Origin of the sequence: Pseudomonas sp. BW7P1 (assembly GCF_024981055.1) — a bacterium.
GTDB classification, from domain to species: domain Bacteria; phylum Pseudomonadota; class Gammaproteobacteria; order Pseudomonadales; family Pseudomonadaceae; genus Aquipseudomonas; species Aquipseudomonas bananamidigenes.
The window spans coordinates 5,310,353-5,332,500 of the sequence record NZ_CP103374.1; the positions used below are offsets into that span (position 1 = coordinate 5,310,353).

Sequence of the window (22,148 nt, forward strand, 5' to 3'; positions counted from 1 at the left end):
ATGAACATACGTCCGATTCATACCGAAGAAGACTACCGTGCGGCGCTCAAAGACGTGTCCGCTCTTTTCGAGAATGAACCAGAACCCGGCACGCCGGAAGGTGATTACTTCGACATCATGATCACCCTTATCGAGGCCTATGAGGCCAGGCACTTCCCACTCGATCTGCCCAATCCTATTGATGCCATAAGGTTTCGGATGGAACAGTCCGGGCTGTCGGCAGCCGATCTCGTCCCTGCCATCGGCCGGACAAACCGCGTTTATGAGGTGCTGAACGGCAAACGCGCCCTGACGCTTCCCATGATCTGGAAGCTTCACGAGTTGTTCGGCATTCCGGCGGAAAGTCTGATCAAACCCATGAAATCGATCTGATAGAAAACTCTCCCACTGCGGCATCTCAACTTGTAATGCCCACACTGAACTCCCATGCCATACAAAAAAGGCTTACCGAGAGGTAAGCCTTTTTTGTATGGCCAATGGTCCATGTCTGCTACGGAGCATGCGCCAGATGGATCAGACAGTCCCCCCGACCTTGCAACAGCCAGCCATCAGACCGAAAGCGTCTTGCCATCCACCGGATTGCCAATCGTCAGGAAATGCCCACCGGCCACATGGTGCAAAGTGCGCAAACCGTCATGCCCTTCAAAATGCCAACGTCCATCGCTGAACACCCGCGAATCAGCCTGCGCCGCGATCACCTCGGCCAGGAACAGATCGTACTGTTCATGATTGCGCGGCTCAGGCAGCAACCGGCATTCGAGCCACGCCACGCAACCGTCCAGCATCGGTGCCTCGACCTGCTCGCCAGCGAAGGTCTGCAAGCCATAGGCCTGGAACTTGTCCTGCCCTTGATCACGCTTGATTTCCAGACCCGACGTCGAACCCACGGTTTGCACGATGTCAGCCTGATTCACGCACGGTACGTTAAGAACGAAGGTGCCCGAGGCCTCGAGCAGTTGCCGGGTCCAGGTGGACTTGTCCAGCACCACCGCGACTTTCGGCGGTTCGAAATCCAGCGGCATGGCCCAGGCCGCAGCCATGATGTTGCGCTGCCCGTCGTGAGCGGCACTGACCAGCACGGTGGGCCCGTGATTGAGCAAACGGTAGGCTTTGTTCAGGGGAACCGGGCGACGAAAGGATTCGCTCATGGGATCTGCTCCGGGAAAAGAGCCGATTGTAGCGGGATAAAAACGGCGAAGGGATTGCCCTGGACAATCCCTTCGACTGGCAGATATCAGCTCGACAACTGGTTGGCGAACTGGCCGACCGCGTCCACCACCTTCTGTGCGCCATCCTGGATCTCGACGATCACCGTGCCCGCTTCCGCCGCCAGCGCCAGCCCTTGCTCGGCCTGGAGCTTGCCATCGGTCATCAGCGCCACGGCGTTGCGCGCCATGTCCTGGTTCTGACGGACCACACCCACGATTTCCTCGGTGGCCTGGCTGGTGCGCGAGGCCAGTTGCCGCACTTCGTCGGCCACCACCGCAAAACCGCGCCCCTGCTCGCCTGCCCGTGCGGCTTCAATGGCTGCGTTGAGCGCCAGCAGGTTGGTCTGTTCGGCAATGCCGCTGATGGTCTTGACGATGGTGCCGATCACCTGCGACTGCTCGTTCAGCGCCTCGATGCCTTCGCCGGCAGTCTGCATGTGCCGCGACAGGTCGCGCATTACATTGACCGCCTCGGTGACTACGCGAGTCCCGCGCTGGGCGGTACTGTCGGTCTGCAAGGAGGTGCTGTAGGCAATGTTGGCAGCCTCGGCGACCGCTTGCTCCTGATTGACCTGATCGGTGATCACGGTGGCGAACTTCACCACTTTGTAGAGGTTTTCGTTGGCGTCGAGCACCGGGTTGTAGGAAGCCTCCAACCAGACTTCCCGCCCATGACTGTCGATTCGCTTGAAACGGCCGGCCACGAATTCGCCGTTGTTCAAGCGACGCCAGAAATTCTGATACTCGGCGCTGTTGGCCTCGCCCGGTTCGCAGAACATGCGGTGATGTTTGCCTTTGATCTGCGCCAGGCTGTAACCCATGCCCTGGAGAAACCGGTCGTTGGCGTTCAGCACGGTGCCATTGAGATCGAATTCGATGACGGCCGTCGAGCGCACCAGTGCGCCTATCAGGTTTTCGTGCTCGCGGGAGGCTTCGATGGTGCGGGTCAGATCGCTGGAGAAAATCGAGAAATGCTTGATGCGTCCGTCCGACGAGCGAATCGGCTGAGCAATCGAACGCAACCATGCTTCCTCGCCATTGCCACGCAACAGACGCACGGCGCCGGCAAAGTGCTCACCCCGGCTCAGTGCGGCCCGAAAGCGGTGATGAAACTCGTCGGATTTGACATGGGCCGGCACGATGTCTTCGAGGGCACGGCCGATCAGGTCGTGGCCCTTGTAGAGCATTTCGTTGAGGAAGTTCTGATTGACCGATTGAATCCGCCCGTCGGGCTCAAGGGTCAGTACCAGCATCTCGCTTTCCAGACTCTCCTTCACTTGCAGAAGGCTGGAGAGTTCTTCACGAAGAGCCGCCAGCTCTTGCTTGAGGCGTTTGTTGAACATGGGAAAGCACCGATGGACTGGATGGAAAGCGGGTTACAGCCTAACCATCGGCCTTGGAAATCTTTTCTGAAGTGCGTTCGGGCCTTGTCCTACAAAAATAGTTACGGCTCGAAAAGTCAGGCGGTTCCAGCCACCTGACAATGCCCTGCACGCGGCATGCGCGAGCCGAAATACGCCGCACTGCCGACGCCCACGGCCCCCATCACCGCGCAGAACATTACGCAGATCCATGGGCTCCACGGCATCAGACCGATCAACAGCAATGGTGTGACGCTGGCCCACGCGGCATAGGCAATGTTGTAGGTGAAGGAAATGCCCGACACGCGAATCCGTGCCGGAAACAGGCTGACCATGACGGACGGCACCGCACCGACCACTCCACAGCTCAATCCGGCGATGGCGTAGGCGAGGCCGACCCAATCCCCGCCGCTGATCAGACAGCTGTAAAGCACGCCGATCCCCAGCGGCAGCAGCAGGCTGTACAGCATCACCGTGCGCCAGGCGCCGATGCGGTCTACCAGGCGTCCGGCTATCACGCAGCCTATGTTCAGGAAAACGATACCCAGCGCACTCAGGGCAAACGTGTGGCCGGCGGTCATGCCGAAGGTTTTTTGCATCATGGTCGGGGTGATGACCACGAACACCACCACCGCTGAAGTCAGCACGCAGGTCAGGATCATGGCCGGCAGCATCGCCAGGCGATGCTCGCGCAACACCGTGCGTAACGGCAATTCGAGCCTGGCCTCACGCTGCGCTTCCATGGCCATGAACACCGGAGTCTCGCTCAGCCAGCGCCGCAGCCACACACCGATCACACCGAACACGCCACCCAGCAGGAACGGATAGCGCCACGCGTAATCGAGCACTTCGGCAGGCGTGAAGACTTGCGCCAGGAGGGTCGCGGTCAATGCGCCGATCAGATAACCGAAGGTCAGCCCGGCCTGGAGAAAGCCCAACGCATAACCGCGATGCCCGACCGGTGCGTGCTCGGCCACGAACACCCAGGCGCTCGGCACCTCGCCGCCGACCGCCGCCCCCTGCAAAATCCGCAGCGCCAGCAGCAACAGCGGTGCGAAATAGCCGATCTGTGCGTAAGTCGGCATGATCCCGATCAGCAGGCACGGCAGCGCCATCATCAGGATGCTCAGGCTGAAGACCTTCTTGCGCCCCAGGCGATCGGCGAAATGCGCCATCAGGATTCCACCCAGCGGACGCGCCAGATAGCCGGTGACAAAGATCCCGAAACTTTGCAGCAGGCGCAGCCACTCAGGCATCTGCGGCGGGAAAAACAGCTGGCTGAGGGTCAGGGCGAAGAATACGAAAATGATGAAATCGTAGATCTCCAGCGCCCCGCCCAGGGCCGCAAGGCCAAGGGTCTTGTAGTCGGAACGGCTGAACGGCGCCGGTCGGGCAGTGGAATGGGCAGTCATGGCAAAGCACTCTGGCAGGCAAAAAACCAAGGCGCCCATGGTCTACGCAAATGCCTCGATGGACAACCCGTTAGACCAAAGTCTGATTCAGCGAAACACGGTCACAAAAATCCGCCGGTTGATTTACTGTTGGCACCTGTCCAGACGGGCTGGCCAAGCCCCGAAGACCACAATAAACATAAAAATCCGAGGTACTCCCGTGGCCGTTGATATCGAAGATAGCCGCTCTGCGCGCTTTGCCTTGCGCTGCTCCAGTTTTGCCGAACGCTGGTTTCCCGACTCCTGGGTGTTCGCCGCGCTCGCCGTGATCATCGTGGCGCTGGCCACCCTGGCCATGGGCGCCAGACCCACCGATGCCGCCATGGCCTTCGGTGACGGCTTCTGGAGCCTGATCCCCTTCACCATGCAGATGGCCTTCGTGGTAATCGGCGGTTATGTCGTCGCCAGTTCACCGCCCGCCGTAAAGCTGATCGATCGTCTGGCGCGAATCCCGAAGAACGGCCGCTCTGCCGTGGCCTGGGTCGCGCTGATTTCGATGGTTGCATCGTTGCTGAACTGGGGCCTGTCGCTGGTGTTCGGCGGCTTGCTGGTACGCGCCCTCGCCCGCCGCAGCGATCTGAAAATGGATTACCGCGCCGCCGGAGCCGCGGCTTATCTGGGCCTTGGTGCGGTGTGGGCACTGGGTCTGTCGTCGTCCGCCGCACAATTGCAGGCCAACCCCGCCAGCCTGCCACCGTCGATCCTGTCGATCACTGGCGTGATTCCGTTCACCCAGACGATTTTCCTCTGGCAATCGGGGGTGATGCTACTGGCACTGGTGGTGATCTCGATCATCATCGCCTACGCCACCGCGCCCGGCCCGAATTCGGCGCGCGACGCCCAGGCCTGCGGCATCGACCCGGCCTTCAACCTGCCGCCGCTGCAACCGCGCACCCGCCCGGGCGAATGGCTGGAGCACAGCCCGCTGCTGATCATCGTGCTGGTGCTGCTCGCGGCCGGATGGCTGTTCCACGAGTTCTCGACCAAACCGGCGATCACCGCGATTTCCGGGCTCAACACCTACAACTTCCTGTTCATCATGCTTGGCGCACTGCTGCACTGGCGTCCGCGCAGCTTCCTCGACGCGGTGGCGCGAGCGGTGCCGACCACCACTGGCGTGCTGATCCAGTTCCCGTTGTACGGCTCGATCGCGGCGCTGATGACCACGGTCAAGGGCACTGATGCCCAGACGCTTGCTCACCATATCTCGACCTTTTTCGTCAGCATCGCGTCCCACGATACCTATGCGCTGCTGATGGGCGTGTACTCGGCGATTCTCGGTTTCTTCATTCCGTCCGGGGGCGGCAAGTGGATCATCGAGGCGCCGTACGTGATGCAGGTGGCCACCGACCTGAAATACCACCTGGGCTGGGCCGTGCAGATCTACAACGCCGCCGAAGCGCTGCCGAACCTGATCAACCCGTTTTACATGCTGCCGCTGTTGGGGGTGCTGGGACTCAAGGCACGGGACCTGATCGGCTTCTCCTTCGTGCAACTGCTGGTGCACACGCCGTTGGTACTGCTGTTGCTGTGGGCGCTGGGGACGACGCTGGCGTATACGCCGCCGGTGATGCCATGAGGCGAAATCCTCTCCAGGCGTGATTCTCATGAGGGAGCGTACTGGCTCCCTCATTTGTTTCTACGCCTTGGAAATGTCACCCAACCGTCACATTCCCTTGCTAGCGTCCGCCCGAAACATACTGAAACAATTAAGCATAAACGGACTTCTACATGCACGACGACACCGACGGTAAAGATCCCTCCTCACCAGAATCCGACAAGCCCACCGACACCAGCCGCCGCCGTTTTCTCGGCGGTGTCGCGGTGTTGGGTGTGGGCGCCACGTTGGCCGGATGCGGGAATGCCGCTGATCAGCCGGGCAAACCCGACGAGCGTCCGCTCTCGCCTGCCGAGCTGGACAAGGCTCTGCGCGAACAGGTGAAGACCGTCGTGGTGATCTACGCCGAAAACCGTAGTTTCAATAACCTGTTCGGTGATTTCCCCGGTGTGGAGAAGCCGTTGTCGGCACTCAGGCCCGAGAAATACCAGCAGCGCGACCGCGACGGCAGTCTGCTGAAGACCCTGCCGCCGGCCTGGGGCGGTGTATTGCAGATCGGCCCGCAGACACTCGATGGCGTGACCTATCCCAAGGGCGTGCAATTTCAGGAAAACCTGCCGAACGCACCTTTCGCTCTGAAAGGCCCGAATGCCGAGGACCTGCCTTTAGGCCTGGTCACGCGGGATCTGTGGCACGTGTTCTATCAGAATCAGATGCAGATCAACGGCGGCAAGAACGACGGTTTCGTCGCCTGGGCCGACTCCGGCGGCCTGACCATGGGGCACTATGCCCAGAGCCGCTATTCCCTGCGGCTGTGGGACGTGGCTCGAGAGTTCGTACTGTGCGACAACTTCTTTCAGGGAGCATTCGGCGGTTCGTTTCTCAACCATCAATACCTGATCAGCGCCACCGCGCCGTTCTACCCGGACGTCGCCAACTCGGTCGCCAGAAGCCAGATCGCCGCGCTGCAAAGCGATGACCCGGCCGACCCGCGCCTCAAGCCTCTGGAACAATCGCCGGCCAGCGCCATGACAGGGCCGCCGCAGTTCGGCCCGAGCGCGCTGACCCCGGACGGGTACGGCGTCAACACCCTCGCTCCGCCCTATTGGCCGACGTGGATCCGCGACCCGGAACGCCCGGCCTATTCCAAGGCCGATCTGCCAAACGTCCTGGTGCCCCAGACCCACGAACACATCGGTGACAAGCTGTCGAAGAAGAACATCGACTGGGCGTGGTATGCCGGTGCCTGGCAGGCGACGCTGGATCAGTTCAAGGACTCCGGCGGGATTCCGAAAATCCCCAACTTCCAGTATCACCATCAGCCGTTCAATTACTTCCAGCAACAGGGCCCGGAGCATCCCGAAGAGCGCAGCAAGCGTCTGCGCGACGCCGGTCTGGGTGACGAGTCCGGTACCAACAAATTCTTCGCCGATGCCGAAGCCGGCAAACTGCCTGCCGTGACGTTCTACAAACCCCAGGGCAATCTGAACATGCATGCCGGTTATGCCGACGTGGCCTCCGGAGATCGGCACATCGTCCGTGCGTTGAAAGTGCTGCGGGAAAGTCCGCAGTGGAAAAACATGGTGGCCATCGTGACTGTCGATGAAAACGGCGGCTGGTGGGACCATGTCGCGCCACCCAAGGGCGACCGCTGGGGGCCGGGGTCCCGGGTGCCGGCGCTGGTCGTGTCACCGTTTGCCCGCAAGGGCACGGTGGATCACACGGTCTATGACACCGCATCGATCCTGCGTCTGATTACCCGGGTCTTCCAGCTGGAGACATTGGCAGGTATCAAACAACGCGACGATGCGATGATCGGCCGGGGGCAGAAGCCAATGGGGGACTTGACCAACGCCCTGCAGTTCAAGGCCTGAGGGCGAGCCCGGCGACCCGGCTCAAAAAACCGTGGCTGACGGCTTCTCGCCATCACGCGGCTGATCCAATATGTGGCGCACCCGAACAACGGGGAACCCCACGCTGAAAAGGATCTGAGCATGTTCAAACTCGCAGGACTCACCCTCGCTGCGCTCACGTTGAGCGCAGCCGCCCACGCCGATGTCGACCTGAAACTGGGCAGCACCGAACGCGTCACCCGCCTCTTCGCTTATCCCAACAATTGCAACGTGATCTGCTTTCGCAACTGGACGCTTGAGCAGACCGTCGCCCACTACCTGAGCCAGAGCGTGCAGCGCGATGGCTACACCGGCGCCAAGGTGCTGGTGAAGAACGACAATGATCAGATCCATGCCGAGATCAGCGGTGTACCGAAAGATTACGACAAACCGCTGACCGCGCTGCTGGATGCCGGCGATCTGGCCTATGCCGGCGCCAGCAAACTCAACGCCGACGGCAAATGGGCGTACAGCTGGTATCTGTTCCTGCCGCTGGGCATGGCGCTGGAAAACCGTAAAAGCGTCGAACTGCTGCACTTCCCGCCGGATTACTCACTGACCCAGGCTCAGGACTACCTGCGCTCCAACACCACCGATCGCTGGGCCGCGCTGTTGACCGACAACGGTATCCCGGCCAACCAGACGCCGGCCTACCAAACCATTGTCGACATCGCGCCCATTGCCGCGCCTGCCAGCGCCGGCAGCGATCTTGAGGGCGTCTACGGCTACTTCAAGGACTACCAGACCACCATGGTCAAACAGGTCAGCGTCAGCGCCAGCGGCGCCACCCTGCCGATGGTGGCCTTCGGAGCACCGGTGCGTAACTGGATCAAACAGCAATACGGACCGACCGTGAACGTGCTCGGCCTGGCAACCATCACTCCAAGCGCCGGTGTGAACGTGCCGGTACTGGGCTCCAACCACCCAAGCTATATCTGGTACGCCGCCGACCCCAAGAGCTACACCGGCGACGACGCCCAGGCCAAGGCCGATGCGGCCGGTCTGAAGGTGATGGGCCAGGACCTGAGCGCCGCTTGCTGGCAGGCGGGGATGGGCAGCAAACCGGGCACCGATCCGAAAAACCTGCTGAACAGCTGCACCCAGACCTGGCAGGTGACACAGAAGGTCAAGACGTGTGAATTGTTCTACACCTCGATCCGCAACCTGACCGCCGAACAGGCCGCTGCCAAGTGCGCCACCACGCCGATCAAGGCCCAGTTGCAACAGCTTCAGAGTCCGTTGCCGGACACCGCAGAGCCTGCTCCGCATATTTGATGTGCAATACCGCCTCCCCGTGTCAGCCTTGGCTGACGCGGGGAGGCGTCTTTAACGCCTGTCAGATATGACAGTAGATCTGCTATTTCATATAAGCGAATATTGGATCCAATGTGCTGCGAGGGACGAAAGGAGTTCGCCCCGCAGAAGTAGCAGCACCTGGCTGACAGGGAATGTTATGAATACGCACGTGCTTTACCCGCGTTCATCAAGCAATGCCGAGGGGATCTACCCTTTCGTGGCGCTTCCAGTGCGCCTCGGATTCCCTGCGCACGCCGACTTCGAAGTGATTCACGATGGCAGAGGAAAACCTTGTGCAATCGTCGCGCGCCGGGAATTTCTGCGCATCACCCGCATGTGCAGGATCTCGGGCCAGTTGCTGCCCTATCGCGGCCGTCAGACCCGGCAATTGCAGGCCGGTATCCATATTTACGATCCACGTTTCTGCGGGTTGATCGAACACTCCTGCGACCCGAACGTGTTCATCGACATGAGCGAATTGTGGCTGTGGGCCCTGCGGGACATTCAGCCGGGCGAGCGATTGACGATGGATTTCACCGCCACCGAAGACAAACTGCTCAAGCAGTTCGCCTGCGGTTGCGGATCAGCTCATTGTCGCGGCTGGATCACCGGTTACGACGAACCGCCCAGCCTTGAAGGCCAGCACTATTTAAAGAACTGGCTCCGCCAAGGCGTGCGCTGACTGGCGGTTTACGGCGCGCCGACCGGGCGCAAGCGGTACTGCGGCGGCAGTTGCTCGAAACCGCTGATGGTCGTGTTCAGGCTTTTCCAGCGACCGTCCTTGATCCCGTAAATGCAGCCATGGACCGACAGGCTCTGCCCGCGATGCCAGGCATTCTGGATGATGCTGGTGTGGGCGACGTTGGCCACTTGCTGGATCACGTTGAGCTCGCACAGTCGGTCGACCTGCTCTTCTTCGGTCGGCAGTCTGGCGAGTTCTTCTCGCTTTTCGTAATACAGATCACGGATCGACCGCAGCCAGCCATCGATCAGGCCGAACTGGCGATCCTGCATCGACGCCCGCACACCGCCGCAACCGTAGTGGCCGGTGACCAGAATGTGTTTGACCTTGAGCACGTCCACGGCGTACTGGATCACCGACAGACAGTTGAGGTCGGTGTGCAGTACCACGTTGGCCACGTTGCGGTGCACGAACAGATCGCCCGGCAGCATGCCGACGATTTCATTGGCCGGAACCCGCGCATCGGAGCAGCCGATCCACAGGTATTCAGGCGTCTGTTGACGGGCCAGTTTGGCGAAGAAATCCGGGTCTTCCTTGGTGATTGCGTCAGCCCAACGCTCGTTGTTATCAATCAGGTCTTGTAAGTCATGCATGCTGTAAGGCCTCAAGAAAGATGCGCTGGTTTGACAGACGACCGTCCGTCGGGGTCACGAAAGGATCGCAAGTGATTTCGTTGGAATTCTCGTGAACCCGGTGAGTCCACCTCAGTAAGGCCCACAGTATGAGGATTTGCCATGACTGATTCACGACGCCCCTTCGACGCGGTACAACCGGAGCCCGTCGATGACAACGAAGACCGCATGGGGTCGGTGCATGAGCTGGATTTCGACGACGAACAACCCAGCGCGAAGATCGGCGATGAACTGCCGGATCGCGAGCGCGAACGACGCATCCCCCGTGAACGGGTGCGTGAAGCCGGCATGACCGGCGCCTCGGTGGCAGATCACGAGCCGACCGACGATGACCTGAGTCCGGAAACCCTGATTCGCGAAGACGGTGCGCGCGATGCGGATGAGCCGGGGGCTGGCAATCAGGCGGATTGGGACTTGAGCATTGTCGATGAGGAAAACATTGGCGGCGCAGATGGCCTGGATGAAGCGGAACTGGCGCGGCGCGATCCGATTGACGGCAAACGCTGAAGGATCCTCGGAAGCTGCCTCGGGTGAAGCAGCTTCTACGACCGGTCACTCAACCAGGGTGCAGGCCATGACCACCGCGTCTTCACGTCCACCCACCGCCGGGTAGTAATCGCGGCGGCGGCCGATTTCATTGAAACCGTAGCGCTCGTACAAGCGAAACGCCGATGCGTTGCTGTCGCGCACTTCCAGGAAACACTCGCGGGCATCCGCGGCATAGGCACGGGACATCAGGAACTGGAGCAAAGTCAGCCCAAGCCCTCGTCCCTGGTTTTCCGGTTTGACCGTAATGTTCAACAAGTGCGCCTCATCCAAGATGATCTGTACCACGCCGTGGCCGACCTGTTGCTCGCCTTCGAACATCAGCCAGATCTGGTATTTGCCCAGCCCGTCGAGAAAAATCCCGCGAGTCCAGGGATGGCTGTAGGCCGCATATTCGATTTTCAGCACAGCGTCCAGATCGGCTTCGACCATCGGACGGAAGGTTACAGCATCACTCATTCGCTTCTTTCCAGCGCGCCATCAGCCGACGCATGGCTTGCCACACCGCGGCTTTGCGCTGTGGCTCTTCCATCAACAATTCCAGTCCCGGCACGGCCCAGGCCAGGCCAAGACCTTCGATCTGCCATTCACTGTTGAACGCCTCGGCGTCCTTCTCACCGGCAAAGCGCACCGCCGGCAGACCGATCAACCAGAGGCAGGCACACGGTGACGTCTCCATTTGCACCGAAAGGAAACCCTGGACGAAATCCCGGGCCGCCTCCGGACCCTGATCCATGGTGCCGCGCACCAGCAGCGGCCAACGCACCGGGTCGCCGACGATCTGCGGCGCATCCGGCAGACCGGCGGCCCGCAGCATGTCCTTGAGCAGCAGATAGGCAGGATCCCGGCTCTGGAACGATTCGCCTGTGGGCAACTCCACCAGCAACAGGCAACGACCGGCGCGTAGCAACTGCAGGGCGAATCTGGGCGGCGGCACCGGTGCAGGACGCACGACCACCGGCGTCTCCTCGGCCTCGTCCACCGATTTGGCGGCGGGACGGCCGCTGGCAGGTGTCGGTCGCGGGACCTCGATCTTCGGCCGCTCGGCCACACGTGCGACCGGCTGCACTGGCGCGTCGGCCTCGTGGGCCGGCGCCACGGGCAGTGAAACCTCGGGCTCCGGCTCCGCAGGCTCCAGCAGCTCGGGCCGCGACGGTGCGGCGAAGGGCAATTCGGTGCGCGGCAGCCAGTTGACCACCTGCATGGCGTTCAAATAGGCGCGGCGGCGGGACTCGATTAGCAAGGGTCGGCCACTTGTGGATAACTGAAGTGCGCTGATTCTACCGCCCTTCGCTCAAGATCGCTTGCGCTTGATCGATAGTCTTGACCACCGCTCTTCACCTCAGAAAAAGCGACAGCCCGTCCCGAGAGTGAATCGCATCGCCCGTGATGCAGTACAATCGCGGCTTTTAATCGCCAACCAGCCGGCCATTCCGATGATCGAACCCAAGCGCGTCTTGCGCGCCCTCGCTGAACACTGGGCACTTCTGGAGCCACTGTGCGAGCACTTCGACCAGGGCACCCTGAGCCTCAACGAACTGCGCACGCAACTGGCCGCCCAACAACTGGAAAGCACGCCACAGGACATCACCAGCCTTCTCGACGTGTGGATTCGCCTCGACATTCTGGTCCCCGTGGCGAAAAGCCCGAACCGTTTCGAACTCAACGCGCAGATCCACGACTTCCTCGCCTACCTGCGTCGGGAGCACCGTCTGGGCCTGTGTCTGGAGATCGAGGCCTACCTGCGTCACCTCGAACGTCTGGCCGGTTATATCCAGGATGCGTTCGACGTCCGCGACGGCAATGATCTGGCGCGCCAGTTGCGCCTGCTCGACATGCGCGTGCGCGACGTCCTGAAGAAGCTCGACAACGACGAACAGGCGCTGGTAGCCGTGGCCGAACGGGCCAAGACCAGCGACCGGCAGATCCCCCTGCGCCAGCGATACGCCGAAGTACTGGCGACCTGGGACGAATACGTCGAACCCATGATCGATCTGGTGAACGCCGACGGCGCCTTCGAACAAGGCGTGCGCAAGGTCGAAACCGTGCTGTTGAAAATGCTCAGCGAACAGCAGCGCCTCGGCCATCTGGTCGATGACGACATGCTGCTGCGCACCCACGCGCGCATCCTCGAAATGCAGACCAGCGCCCAGTTGACCCTGCGTCACGCCCGGGAACTGCTGCTGCCGCTGCGTGAAGAAGCACGTCGGCACAACGCCGTGACCCGTGGCGCGGCGCTTGCTCTGGCAGCGATCCGCCGTAAAGGCATCGACGCCGTGCCGCAAGCCGCGATGCCGCTGTTCACCCGACCGCAAAGCACCTTCCTCGGCAGCGCCAGTCAGGTTGAAGCCTACGTCTACGCTCTGGCCCGATTCGAGCCGAAACCGGCACGCTTCCCCAAGGCGCACAAATCGCAAAAGACCGGCGATGCCCCGCGCGCGCCGCGCACCGTTCGGGAAATGGTCGACCGCTGCGAAGAGTCCCTGCCGATGCCGGATCTGATGACCTGGCTGCTGGATCAGGAACCGGATGGCGCCACCGACGAATTGCTTTACTGGTTCTCGCGCCTGTCGCGGGAAAAACGCTTCAAGCGCGAGCGTCTGGAACGCCGCGAATACCACACACACGAGCACCGGGTCAGCCTGCGCTCCTTCGCCCTGCTCTCGGCCCGCGACCCTGCCGCCGAGGATTCTGCGAGCACTCCACATGCATCTTGATCTTTCCGAACTGTCTCAACTCGCGCCGATCTTCCGCGAGCTGTTCAAGGGTTACCACGTCAGCCGTCGCGACCCCGAACTGTATGCACAACTGTCCAACTTCCAGGACCAGTACCGCACGCTGTTCAAGGCCCTGGGTTTCGAACTGGTCTGCGACACCCGTGGCTTCTATTACTTCGTACCGGACATGGCCGCAGCGGCGGTGAACAAGACGGCTCAGCGTCTGGCACTGTTCACCTTCATCCTGGTCGAGCACCTGGCCGACCAGGGGCGCGACCCGATTGCCGTGCTGGACGGCGGCAGCCTGGGCCGCGACGAACTGCCTTCGCTGCTGGAAAAATACCGCGACCTGTTCATCCAGGCCGAAGTGCAGACCGTTGATGAGCTGGAAGAAAAAATCATGCGCCGCATGACCCAGCTCGGTTTCGCCGGGGAAGAAAACGGCGTGTACCGTTTCCTGCCGCCGATGCACCGTTTCCTCGACGTGTGCCTGTCGGTGCAGCAGGACCGTGATCTGGCGGCCAGCGTCCACAGCGTTCTGCCGCTGCCGGCACCGGTACTGATCGACGAAGAGGCCGAGGCCCGACTGCGGGAAACCGACGATCCGCTCGATTTATCGGAATTTGAAGAAGAAAGCGAAGAAGAGGCACTGGCCCGCGCCATTGCCGAAGAACAGGAGTCCGATGCATGAGCCAGGAACGCTACGGCATCCGCCGCTTTGCCCTTTTGAACACGGCCGGCTACAGCCTCGGTCTGTTTCCGCTGGAAGAGCCGCTGTCGGTCTACGGCGCGAACAACCTCGGCAAATCCGCCTCGATCAACGCCTTGCAGTTCCCGATCCTGGCGCGCATGTCGGACATGAGTTTCGGCAAATACAGCCTGGAACAGTCCCGGCGCTTCTACTTTGCTTCCGACACCAGTTATATCCTCGTTGAAGTGAACCTGCCCCACGGTCCACATGTGATCGGCGTGGTCGGTCGCGGCCCGGGCGGCGGTTTCGGCCATCAGTTCTTTGCCTATGCCGGCCAGCTCGATCTGGCGCATTACCAGAAAAACGATACCTGCCTGCGTCAGAAAGAACTCTTCAGCAACCTTGAGAAGGAAGGTCTGAAGGCCTACGAGCTCAAGCCGGATGAACTGCGGCGTCTGCTGGTCGGTGGCCATACGTCGATCCCGCTGGACCTGACGCTGATCCCGCTGCGCTCCACCAGTGAGCAGAGCTTGAAGACTTTCCGCGCGCTGTTCATCAACCTGCTGCACATGCGCGAAATCACTGCGGCCAAACTCAAGCAGCTGTTCCTCGATGCCTTCGAACATAGCCTGCGTTCCGGCAGCGTCGATTACATCGCCGCGTGCGAAGAAGCCTTCCGCGATGTGCGTCGCATGGAACAGGACTACAACTCGCTGGTGGCCGCCGGTCCGCTGGTCGAAGCCCTGGCCAACGGGGTGAAACATCGCGACGTGCTACGCGGCAAGCTGCATCGTCTGTCGCCACTGCTCGACTCGTTGCTCGGCACCTGGTCGGATTACGCCACGGCGCGCAAGGAAGAGCTGACGATTCAGGCCGAACACTACCGTCGCGAGCAGGACGATCTGCAAAACGACCAGCGCGGCAGCACCCAGGAACTGATGCGACTGGAACGGGAAATATCCGGCATTCAGCGCTGGCTCGGTGAGTTGTCGGTGCTGAAGAACCGCTTTGCCCTGATCGATGACGTCAAGGTGCTGGAGCAGCAACTGCTCGCCGCCAAGGACGCCCACGACGAACTGGCCGGTGCGCTGGCGCAGTCCCGTCAATTCAGCGCAGAAGATCTCGAAGAGCGACTTCGCGATCTGGAAAAACGCTTGAAGTCGGTGAAACAGCAACTCGATCATGCAGACAACAACAGCTATGCCCGTCTGCGCGAAGAGTTCTCGCAACAGGACGTCGAACGCCTGATGCGCCTGTTCAACAGCGCGCTGTTCAGCCTGCCGCTGGGCGAGCACGGCATCACCCTCGATGACGATGGCGAATGGGTCAAATCGGTCGAACTGATCCTCGACGGCTTCAAGGGCGAGCGTTTCGAAGTGCCGGGCCTGTCGATCGACATTTCGCACATCGAGCCGCCGGCACTCCAAGCACTGGCTGACCGTGCAGCACTGCGCGATCAGAAAGAACGACTGGAGAAAGAGCTCAAGCAGCTCAAGACCCAGCAAGCCGTGGCCGCTGACCGTGCCGCGAGCAAGACCCAGACCGAAGCGCTGTACCAGCAGGTGCTGGACGCGCAGAAAGCCCTGGAAGATTTCCGTCGCACCCAGACCCTGAGCGCCGAAGAAGGCGACAAGCTCGAGCAACTGGCGCAGATGGAAGCGGCGCAGGACGAGCTCAAGCGTTCCAGCGATGCGTTCACCGAGCGCGTCCAGCAACTGTCGGCCAAGCTGCAACTGGTCGGCCGGCAGATCGCCGACATGGAAGCCAAACAACGCACCCTCGACGATGCCCTGCGTCGCCGTCAGCTGCTGCCGGCGGATCTGCCGTTCGGTACGCCGTTCATGGATCCGGTCGACGATTCCATGGACAACCTGTTGCCGCTGCTCAATGACTATCAGGACAGCTGGCAAGGGCTGTTGCGTGCCGATGGCCAGATCGAAGCGCTGTACGCGCAGGTGCGGCTCAAAGGCGTGGCCAAGTTCGACAGTGAAGATGACATGGAGCGCCGACTGTCGCTGCTGATCAATGCCTATGCCCACCGGACCGATGAAGCCCTGACCCTGGGCAAGGCGCGTCGTGCTGCGGTCACCGATATCGCCCGGACCCTGCGCAACATCCGCAGCGACTACGACAGCCTCGAGCACCAACTGGCGCTGTTCAACCGCGAGATCAACAAGCGTCAGGTGTCCAACCTGCAGAGTTTCCGCATTGTTCTGGCCCCGAACAAGGAAGCCCTCAAGCACATCGACCAGATCATCCACAGCGCCGGTCAGTACGAAGAAGGCGAAACCCTGTCGGTGTTCGATCTGAGCCAGAGTGCAGAACAGGACAACAAGAACGAAGAAGCCAAGGAATACCTGGCGCGGCTGGTGGCGGCAAACCACAACCAGCTCGGCCTCAAGGACTTGTTCGAACTGGCGTTCGAGATCACCAAGGTCAACGGCCATCCGGTGATTCACACCGATATCGATGGCGCGGCGTCCAACGGCACCACGATGACCATCAAGGCGCTGACCAACATGTACTTGTTACTGCACTTGATGGACCGCGATCTCGCCGGTCGTGTACGTCTGCCGTACTACCTCGATGAGGCAGCCGACATCGATGAGAGAAATCAGGCCGCTTTGCTGGAAACCAGCCTGCAGCTGGGCTTCGTGCCGATTCTGGCGAGTGTGAAGCCGCAGGTCTGCGCCAGTGTCGCCATCGACCTGGAGGGCGGCAGCGGCCCGGCCGGCATCTACATCGACGAAGCGGACTGGAAATACATCCGTCGCCACGATGTGGTGAAAGCCACCCTCAATGTCGAGGCGGACGAGCCGGAGCTGGATGAGGTTTAACCGGCGAGTATGAAAAAGGGCCGTGATCCGATGGATCACGGCCCTTTTTCTTTGGCTCGGAATTACTTGTCGAGGGAAATCTTCGGCGCCCAGGTCAGCCATTCGTCTTCGAACTTGTCGAACAGCGGGAAAGTCTGCTCGGGCCGTGCCGGATTACCCATGCGTTCACCGTCCGGTGTGGCGAAAGCGATCCCCCCCTGAATCACCGTTTCCAGCGACTCAGTGCGCACCGTCATCCCCTTGAACAGACCGATATCGAAACCGACGCCGCTGGTGTTCCAGAAGCGACTGCCGCTGCGCACCAGCGGTGCGTACTTCGGTTCGATCAGGATGTGTATCAGTACGCGGTCGGCGGTCTGCCCGAGTTCGTAACCGGTGACTTTACCCACAGTGATCTCGCGATAAGTCACCGGTACGCCCGGCTTCAGCGAACCGCGACGGGCTGCGCTCAGTACCAGACTCAAGCCGGCCTCTTGCTTGGCCAGCTCGGGTGGATTGGCCAACGCCACGAAGTTCTTCTGCGGGCCGAGGCTCTTCGCCGCCGGCTGGACTTCGATGTACTGACCCGTGACCAGAGTTTCCAGATTCGAGGTCTTGATCAACCCCAGCTCCGGCTTGACCACCCAGAACTGGCTGCCGACCCGGGCAATCTTCTCCGGTACTTCCGTGATGCGCGCGGTGAGGATCACCGATTGCAGGTCATCTGTCAGGTCCACACTTTCAATTTTGCCGACATCCAGCCCTTTGAAGCGCACCGGCGTGCCACTGCGCAAGCCATCGGCACGATCCACCTTGATGGTCACCACCTCACCTTTCTGGTTGGCCTCGTCATGGTTGGCGAACAGACGGAAACGCGGAATGCGCTTTTGCAACGGCGCCTTGGCTTGCGGCGTCTCGAAGGCGATACCGCCGGCCATCAGGGTCTGCAAGGACTCGCTCTTGACCTGAATGCCCCCCGTCAGACCACCGGTCAGCGTAATGCCGCTGACGTTCCAGAAACGGGTGGAGGCGTTGACCAGGTTCTCGTACTCCTTCTCGATATGGACGCCGATCACCAATTGTTTGCGAGTCTTTGAGAACTGATAGCTCTGTACCGAACCGACCTTGACCTGTTTGTAGAGAATCGGACTGCCGACCTCGATCGAACCGAGGCTGTCGGTGAACAGCACCAGATGCAGGCCCGGCGCCTTCAGATCCAGCGGCGGCGCTTTCGGCCGGGCCTCGAACTCGCGTTGCGGCGCACCGCCCTTGTCGCCCGGGCGCACGGCGATGTAGTTACCTTTGACCAACGCTTCCAGACCGGTGATGCCGGCCAGGGAAATCGACGGTTTGACCACCCAGAACTGGGTGCCGGTGACCAGATACTCTTCTGCCAATGGATCAAGGGTCAGTTCGGCGGTGGCGCTGGACAGATCCGGATCGATCTTCAGTGCCTTGAGGTTACCGACCTGAATGCCCTTGTACATCACCGGCGTACGCCCGGCTTGCAGGCCTTCGAAATCGCTGAGTTTGACCTTCACGCGGATACCGGCGGCGGCCGCATCGAAATCTTCGTAAAGGCGAAACGGCAGGCTCGGATCGGTTGGCGGGCTGTCCTTGCGGTTCTCCGGTGTGGCGAAGGCGATGCCGCCGGCGACAATGCTGGCCAGGGACTCACTGCGTACTTTCACCCCGCTCAGGTTGGCGTCAATGCTGATGCCGCTGGCGTTCCAGAATCGCGTATGTTTGCGCACCAGTTTGGCGTAGGTCGGCTCGATGAACACCTTGAGCTCGACGGTGCTCTGATCTTCCGACAGTACGTAACTCTTGATCTGACCGACCTGGATCTGTTTGTAGAACACCGGGCTGCCACGGTTCAGCGAACCGAGGCGATCAGCCTTGATCGTCAGGTGCAGGCCGGGTTTGGAGTCCGACAATGGCGGCTCCTCGGCCAGGGCCTTGAACTTGCGGGTCGGCTCGCCCTCACCCGGGCTGATCGCGACATAGTTGCCCGACACCAGGGTTTCCAGGCCGGTAATACCCGCCAGGGTTACGCTCGGTTTGACCAGCCAGAAGCGGGTACTGGTCTTCAGGTATTGATCGACATCCTTGTTCATCTCGATGGTGGCGATTACACCTTTGGTACCACCTTCGTCGTCGAGCTTGAGGGATTTTACCTTGCCAACCGACATCCCCTTGTAGACCACTTCGGTCTTGTTGGCCTGAATGCCTTCACCACTTTCGAAGCGCACCTGAATTTCGATGCCGGTTTCGTTGTAGGCACGCCATCCCAGCCAGCCGCCGATGATCAAGGCGATCAACGGCAGTACCCAAATGGCAGACCAGTTCGAGGCCGGTCGGGTTTTCGCTACAGGCAAATCAGTCATGGTCGGCGTCCGACTCCGTGTTATCCCAAATCAGTCGGGGATCGAATGTGACAGCGGCAAGCATCGTCAGAATCACCACACTGGCGAAAGCGATGGCGCCAAGATTGGCTTCGACACTGGCAAGCCGGCCGAAGTTGACGACCGCCACCAGAATGGCAATCACGAAAATATCCAGCATCGACCAGCGGCCGATGAATTCGATGAAACGGTACATCCAGATCCGCTGGCGGGCGGATAACGGCTGGCGGCGCTGCACAGAAAACAGCAGCAACGCGATACCTACCAGTTTGAAGGTCGGCACGAGGATACTGGCGATGAATACAACGGCCGCGATCGGGATCATGCCGTGCTGCACCAGCTGGATCACCCCGGACATGATTGTGCTGGGATCACCTTGTCCCAACGAGCTGACCGTCATGATCGGTAAAACATTGGCCGGGATATAGACGATGGCAGCCGTAATCAACAGCGCCCAGGTGCGGGCCAGACTGTTTGGGCGGCGGGCATGGACCCATGCACCACAACGGGTGCAGGTTTGCTCATGGCTGTCCGGTTCCTGCCTGTTCAATTCGTGACATTCGGTGCAAATCAGAATGCCCGCATCAATCGCCCGCATGGGCATCTTCTCCTGATAAAGCCTGCCAGATCTGATGGGGTGACATCACCACTTCCAGCCAGACCTGAACCAACAACAAACCGATGAAACAGGCCAGACCGAGACCGATGGTGATGGCTGCCATGTCTGCCAGTTTGACGATCGCCACCAGGACGCCCATGAGGTAGACCTCAAGCATGCCCCAGTCTCTGAGGTGGTGATAAATGCGGTAGAGCAACAAGCCATAGCTACGACCGATGTTGAAACGAATCGTCAGCAACACGCACAACTGACACAGCAGTTTCAGCAGTGGAATCAGCATGCTGCACAGAAATACGACGACTGATACACCGCGCATATCGGTATTGAACAGGCCGACAACACCGCTCCAGACAGTGTCCTGCGACGATTGCCCGAGGACATTGAGCTGCATGATGGGTAAAAAGTTCGCCGGCACGTAGAGCAACAGTGCGGCGATGACCAGGGCAAGACTGCGCTGCACCACGTTATGGCGGTGGGCATACAGTTCGTAACCGCAGCGTGGGCAGAGTGCTTTCTCACCGTGGGCAAGCTTGGGCTTGCGCATCAGCAGATCGCACTCATGGCAGGCCACCAAGTCATCCAGCGGTAAATCTGACAGCCCGGGGGCGTCAACCGAATCTGACATAACGGCTCTGGCTCCGAAAAAGATGGAGGATATTCTAGTGTTCTGATTCGAAAATAACTGTGCAAATTTGTTCGATCCAGCGGACAAAAACTTTCCTGCGAACAAAACAAAACCCCGACTGCTTTCGCAATCGGGGTTTCGGAATTTAATCTTGACGATGACCTACTCTCACATGGGGAAACCCCACACTACCATCGGCGATGCATCGTTTCACTTCTGAGTTCGGGATGGGATCAGGTGGTTCCAATGCTCTATGGTCGTCAAGAAATTCTGTGTGCCGAGTCGTGACCAGAGGGCCTCGCTTCAGCAAATCGGGTATGTGACAGCCATCGGTGTTTGTGAACTCGAACTTTCGGTTCGTTTCGTCTTCACACACCGCAATCTGGCTTTTAAGCGCAAATTGCTTGGGTGTTATATGGTCAAGCCTCACGGGCAATTAGTATTGGTTAGCTCAACGCCTCACAGCGCTTACACACCCAACCTATCAACGTCGTAGTCTTCGACGGCCCTTCAGGGAACTCAAGGTTCCAGTGAGATCTCATCTTGAGGCAAGTTTCCCGCTTAGATGCTTTCAGCGGTTATCTTTTCCGAACATAGCTACCCGGCAATGCCACTGGCGTGACAACCGGAACACCAGAGGTTCGTCCACTCCGGTCCTCTCGTACTAGGAGCAGCCCCTCTCAAATCTCAAACGTCCACGGCAGATAGGGACCGAACTGTCTCACGACGTTCTAAACCCAGCTCGCGTACCACTTTAAATGGCGAACAGCCATACCCTTGGGACCGGCTTCAGCCCCAGGATGTGATGAGCCGACATCGAGGTGCCAAACACCGCCGTCGATATGAACTCTTGGGCGGTATCAGCCTGTTATCCCCGGAGTACCTTTTATCCGTTGAGCGATGGCCCTTCCATACAGAACCACCGGATCACTAAGACCTACTTTCGTACCTGCTCGACGTGTCTGTCTCGCAGTCAAGCGCGCTTTTGCCTTTATACTCTGCGACCGATTTCCGACCGGTCTGAGCGCACCTTCGTACTCCTCCGTTACTCTTTAGGAGGAGACCGCCCCAGTCAAACTACCCACCATACACTGTCCTCGATCCGGATAACGGACCTGAGTTAGAACCTCAAAGTTGCCAGGGTGGTATTTCAAGGATGGCTCCACGCAAACTGGCGTTCACGCTTCAAAGCCTCCCACCTATCCTACACAAGCAAATTCAAAGTCCAGTGCAAAGCTATAGTAAAGGTTCACGGGGTCTTTCCGTCTAGCCGCGGATACACTGCATCTTCACAGCGATTTCAATTTCACTGAGTCTCGGGTGGAGACAGCGCCGCCATCGTTACGCCATTCGTGCAGGTCGGAACTTACCCGACAAGGAATTTCGCTACCTTAGGACCGTTATAGTTACGGCCGCCGTTTACCGGGGCTTCGATCAAGAGCTTCGCGTTAGCTAACCCCATCAATTAACCTTCCGGCACCGGGCAGGCGTCACACCCTATACGTCCACTTTCGTGTTTGCAGAGTGCTGTGTTTTTAATAAACAGTCGCAGCGGCCTGGTATCTTCGACCGGCATGGGCTTACGGAGC

General features: G+C 60.1%; 18 protein-coding genes, 2 rRNA genes and 1 pseudogene (1 of these 21 cut by a window edge). 9 read left to right on the forward strand and 12 right to left on the reverse strand.

Annotated elements, in window-relative coordinates; translation table 11 throughout:
• On the forward strand, nt 1-372 hold the full coding sequence (locus NWV16_RS23895) for a type II toxin-antitoxin system HigA family antitoxin (RefSeq protein WP_260521006.1): 372 nt from the start codon (nt 1-3) through the stop codon (nt 370-372).
• Nucleotides 373-548: 176 nt separating this feature from the next.
• Here NWV16_RS23895 and NWV16_RS23900 read toward each other — a convergent pair whose 3' ends face one another.
• From NWV16_RS23900 to NWV16_RS23915, 4 genes and pseudogenes are all read right to left on the reverse strand, one after another.
• A complete protein-coding gene (locus tag NWV16_RS23900) occupies nt 549-1,148 on the reverse strand; it encodes a flavin reductase family protein (protein WP_260521007.1) in 600 nt (199 codons plus the stop codon).
• An 86-nt stretch (nt 1,149-1,234) separates the two neighbouring features.
• Nucleotides 1,235-1,666, reverse strand: a complete 432-nt coding sequence (locus tag NWV16_RS27925; protein ID WP_372238665.1) for a methyl-accepting chemotaxis protein — start codon at nt 1,664-1,666, stop codon at nt 1,235-1,237.
• A gap of 108 nt (nt 1,667-1,774) precedes the next feature.
• A pseudogene (locus NWV16_RS27930) lies at nt 1,775-2,551 on the reverse strand (PAS domain-containing protein); the annotation flags it as partial.
• A 116-nt stretch (nt 2,552-2,667) separates the two neighbouring features.
• Complete coding sequence (locus NWV16_RS23915; RefSeq protein WP_260521008.1) at nt 2,668-3,981, reverse strand: MFS transporter; 1,314 nt, start codon at nt 3,979-3,981, stop codon at nt 2,668-2,670.
• A 199-nt stretch (nt 3,982-4,180) separates the two neighbouring features.
• On the opposite strand from NWV16_RS23915, the gene NWV16_RS23920 reads away from it, so the two are divergent.
• From NWV16_RS23920 to NWV16_RS23935, 4 genes are all read left to right on the forward strand, one after another.
• Nucleotides 4,181-5,599 (forward strand): short-chain fatty acid transporter, encoded by a 1,419-nt coding sequence (locus tag NWV16_RS23920; protein ID WP_065261181.1) that lies wholly within the window; start codon nt 4,181-4,183, stop codon nt 5,597-5,599.
• Nucleotides 5,600-5,751: 152 nt separating this feature from the next.
• Nucleotides 5,752-7,452: an acid phosphatase gene (gene acpA, locus NWV16_RS23925; protein ID WP_260521009.1), complete on the forward strand. Its 1,701-nt coding sequence runs from the start codon at nt 5,752-5,754 to the stop codon at nt 7,450-7,452.
• A gap of 120 nt (nt 7,453-7,572) precedes the next feature.
• Complete coding sequence (locus tag NWV16_RS23930) at nt 7,573-8,745, forward strand: hypothetical protein (protein ID WP_260521010.1); 1,173 nt, start codon at nt 7,573-7,575, stop codon at nt 8,743-8,745.
• A gap of 178 nt (nt 8,746-8,923) precedes the next feature.
• On the forward strand, nt 8,924-9,448 hold the full coding sequence (locus NWV16_RS23935) for an SET domain-containing protein-lysine N-methyltransferase (RefSeq protein WP_260521011.1): 525 nt from the start codon (nt 8,924-8,926) through the stop codon (nt 9,446-9,448).
• A gap of 8 nt (nt 9,449-9,456) precedes the next feature.
• Here the strand turns inward: NWV16_RS23935 and can are convergent, their stop codons facing one another.
• Nucleotides 9,457-10,101 carry a carbonate dehydratase gene (gene can, locus NWV16_RS23940; RefSeq protein WP_065261176.1) on the reverse strand — a complete coding sequence of 215 codons (645 nt, stop codon included), beginning with the start codon at nt 10,099-10,101 and terminating at the stop codon, nt 9,457-9,459.
• A 141-nt stretch (nt 10,102-10,242) separates the two neighbouring features.
• On the opposite strand from can, the gene NWV16_RS23945 reads away from it, so the two are divergent.
• Nucleotides 10,243-10,647: a serine kinase/phosphatase gene (locus NWV16_RS23945; RefSeq protein WP_260521012.1), complete on the forward strand. Its 405-nt coding sequence runs from the start codon at nt 10,243-10,245 to the stop codon at nt 10,645-10,647.
• Nucleotides 10,648-10,692: 45 nt separating this feature from the next.
• On the opposite strand, the gene rimI is transcribed toward NWV16_RS23945, so the two are convergent.
• Together rimI and NWV16_RS23955 are read right to left on the reverse strand one after the other, a co-directional pair.
• Nucleotides 10,693-11,145 carry a ribosomal protein S18-alanine N-acetyltransferase gene (gene rimI, locus NWV16_RS23950; protein ID WP_065261174.1) on the reverse strand — a complete coding sequence of 151 codons (453 nt, stop codon included), beginning with the start codon at nt 11,143-11,145 and terminating at the stop codon, nt 10,693-10,695.
• A complete protein-coding gene (locus NWV16_RS23955) occupies nt 11,138-11,890 on the reverse strand; it encodes an energy transducer TonB (protein WP_260523580.1) in 753 nt (250 codons plus the stop codon). Before NWV16_RS23955 ends, rimI begins: the two co-directional genes overlap by 8 nt.
• A gap of 232 nt (nt 11,891-12,122) precedes the next feature.
• Between NWV16_RS23955 and mksB the strand changes: the two genes are divergently transcribed.
• Genes mksB through mksF form a run of 3 tightly spaced genes read left to right on the forward strand, consistent with a single transcriptional unit; the run spans nt 12,123 to nt 16,931 of the window.
• Nucleotides 12,123-13,403 (forward strand): Mks condensin complex protein MksB, encoded by a 1,281-nt coding sequence (gene mksB / locus NWV16_RS23960; RefSeq protein ID WP_260521013.1) that lies wholly within the window; start codon nt 12,123-12,125, stop codon nt 13,401-13,403.
• Entirely contained in the window at nt 13,393-14,094 is a 702-nt protein-coding gene (gene mksE / locus NWV16_RS23965; RefSeq protein WP_260521014.1) for an Mks condensin complex protein MksE, read from the forward strand. Before mksB ends, mksE begins: the two co-directional genes overlap by 11 nt.
• Nucleotides 14,091-16,931 (forward strand): Mks condensin complex protein MksF, encoded by a 2,841-nt coding sequence (gene mksF, locus NWV16_RS23970; protein ID WP_260521015.1) that lies wholly within the window; start codon nt 14,091-14,093, stop codon nt 16,929-16,931. The genes mksE and mksF overlap by 4 nt, the downstream gene beginning before the upstream one ends.
• Nucleotides 16,932-16,993: 62 nt before the next feature.
• Here mksF and NWV16_RS23975 read toward each other — a convergent pair whose 3' ends face one another.
• From NWV16_RS23975 to NWV16_RS23995, 5 genes are all read right to left on the reverse strand, one after another.
• On the reverse strand, nt 16,994-19,297 hold the full coding sequence (locus NWV16_RS23975; protein WP_260521016.1) for a PqiB family protein: 2,304 nt from the start codon (nt 19,295-19,297) through the stop codon (nt 16,994-16,996).
• A complete protein-coding gene (locus tag NWV16_RS23980; protein WP_260521017.1) occupies nt 19,290-19,913 on the reverse strand; it encodes a paraquat-inducible protein A in 624 nt (207 codons plus the stop codon). Before NWV16_RS23980 ends, NWV16_RS23975 begins: the two co-directional genes overlap by 8 nt.
• Entirely contained in the window at nt 19,900-20,559 is a 660-nt protein-coding gene (locus NWV16_RS23985; RefSeq protein ID WP_260521018.1) for a paraquat-inducible protein A, read from the reverse strand. The genes NWV16_RS23980 and NWV16_RS23985 overlap by 14 nt, the downstream gene beginning before the upstream one ends.
• 149 nt (nt 20,560-20,708) lie before the next feature.
• Nucleotides 20,709-20,824 (reverse strand): 5S ribosomal RNA (rrf, locus tag NWV16_RS23990).
• 150 nt (nt 20,825-20,974) lie between these two features.
• Nucleotides 20,975-22,148, reverse strand: a 23S ribosomal RNA gene (locus tag NWV16_RS23995) (it continues 1,717 nt past the right edge of the window).

Bases quoted from the DNA above. Each gene is read 5' to 3' on its own strand.
- NWV16_RS23930 (WP_260521010.1), top strand. From the start codon at position 7,573: ATGTTCAAACTCGCAGGACTCACCCTCGCTGCGCTCACGTTGAGCGCA.
- mksB (WP_260521013.1), top strand. From the start codon at position 12,123: ATGATCGAACCCAAGCGCGTCTTGCGCGCCCTCGCTGAACACTGGGCA.
- NWV16_RS23985 (WP_260521018.1), bottom strand. From the start codon at position 20,559: ATGTCAGATTCGGTTGACGCCCCCGGGCTGTCAGATTTACCGCTGGAT.
- can (WP_065261176.1), bottom strand. From the start codon at position 10,101: ATGCATGACTTACAAGACCTGATTGATAACAACGAGCGTTGGGCTGAC.
- NWV16_RS23935 (WP_260521011.1), top strand. From the start codon at position 8,924: ATGAATACGCACGTGCTTTACCCGCGTTCATCAAGCAATGCCGAGGGG.
- NWV16_RS23975 (WP_260521016.1), bottom strand. From the start codon at position 19,297: ATGACTGATTTGCCTGTAGCGAAAACCCGACCGGCCTCGAACTGGTCT.
- NWV16_RS23900 (WP_260521007.1), bottom strand. From the start codon at position 1,148: ATGAGCGAATCCTTTCGTCGCCCGGTTCCCCTGAACAAAGCCTACCGT.
- NWV16_RS23955 (WP_260523580.1), bottom strand. From the start codon at position 11,890: ATGCAGGTGGTCAACTGGCTGCCGCGCACCGAATTGCCCTTCGCCGCA.
- NWV16_RS27925 (WP_372238665.1), bottom strand. From the start codon at position 1,666: ATGCGCGACCTGTCGCGGCACATGCAGACTGCCGGCGAAGGCATCGAG.
- NWV16_RS23895 (WP_260521006.1), top strand. From the start codon at position 1: ATGAACATACGTCCGATTCATACCGAAGAAGACTACCGTGCGGCGCTC.
- NWV16_RS23945 (WP_260521012.1), top strand. From the start codon at position 10,243: ATGACTGATTCACGACGCCCCTTCGACGCGGTACAACCGGAGCCCGTC.
- NWV16_RS23915 (WP_260521008.1), bottom strand. From the start codon at position 3,981: ATGACTGCCCATTCCACTGCCCGACCGGCGCCGTTCAGCCGTTCCGAC.
- mksF (WP_260521015.1), top strand. From the start codon at position 14,091: ATGAGCCAGGAACGCTACGGCATCCGCCGCTTTGCCCTTTTGAACACG.
- rimI (WP_065261174.1), bottom strand. From the start codon at position 11,145: ATGAGTGATGCTGTAACCTTCCGTCCGATGGTCGAAGCCGATCTGGAC.
- acpA (WP_260521009.1), top strand. From the start codon at position 5,752: ATGCACGACGACACCGACGGTAAAGATCCCTCCTCACCAGAATCCGAC.
- NWV16_RS23980 (WP_260521017.1), bottom strand. From the start codon at position 19,913: ATGCGGGCGATTGATGCGGGCATTCTGATTTGCACCGAATGTCACGAA.
- mksE (WP_260521014.1), top strand. From the start codon at position 13,393: ATGCATCTTGATCTTTCCGAACTGTCTCAACTCGCGCCGATCTTCCGC.